The organism is Mycolicibacter arupensis (assembly GCF_002086515.1).
GTDB lineage: Bacteria > Actinomycetota > Actinomycetes > Mycobacteriales > Mycobacteriaceae > Mycobacterium > Mycobacterium arupense.
Genome location: NZ_MVHH01000120.1, coordinates 1 through 736, shown reverse-complemented (window position 1 = coordinate 736; position 736 = coordinate 1). Strand labels below are relative to the sequence as shown.

At 65.6% G+C, this 736-nt stretch carries 1 protein-coding gene; it reads left to right on the top strand.

The annotated features are described in order from the left end of the window. Positions 1-736 (top strand): acyltransferase domain-containing protein (locus tag BST15_RS20950; RefSeq protein WP_133053209.1); only part of this gene is annotated, 736 nt, incomplete at both ends.

Here is a 736-nt window from a genome sequence, read left to right as displayed (position 1 = left end):
CCGTGTTTGTGTTTTCGGGTCAGGGTTCGCAGTGGGTGGGGATGGGTCGTCGGTTGTTGGCCGATGAGCCGGTGTTTGCTGCGGCGGTTGATGAGTTGGAGCCGGTTTTTGCCCGGCAGGTGGGTTTTTCGCTGCGTGAGGTGATTGAGCAGGGCCGTGAGGTCTCCGGTGATGCGCGGGTGCAGCCGGTGATCATGGGGTTGCAGTTGGCGTTGGCTGCGTTGTGGCGTTCCTATGGGGTTGTTCCGGATGCGGTGATTGGGCATTCGATGGGGGAGGTGTCTGCGGCGGTGGTGGCCGGGGCGCTGACGCCGGAGCAGGGTTTGCGGGTGATCGGGGTGCGGTCGGCGTTGATGTCGCGTCAGGCCGGTCGGGGTGCGGTGGCGTTGTTGGAGTTGGATGCTGCTGCGGCTCACGAGTTGTTGGCGGGTTATCCCGGTATTGAGGTGGCGGGGTATTTGTCGCCGCGGCAGACGGTGGTGGCAGGTGCGCCGGCGGATGTGGATGCGGTGATCGCTGAGGTGGCGGCGGCGGAGCGGTTTGCGCGGCGGGTGAATATGGAGGTGGCCTCTCATACCGCCTTCATGGATCCGATCCTTGAGGAACTGCGGGCCGAGTTGGCCGACATCGTCCCCCAGACACCGCAGATCCCCTTCCTGTCCACCGTGGTCGACCCATCCGGGCCCACTCCGGTGCTGGACGCCGACTACTGGGTGGCCAACGTGCGCCAGCCCGC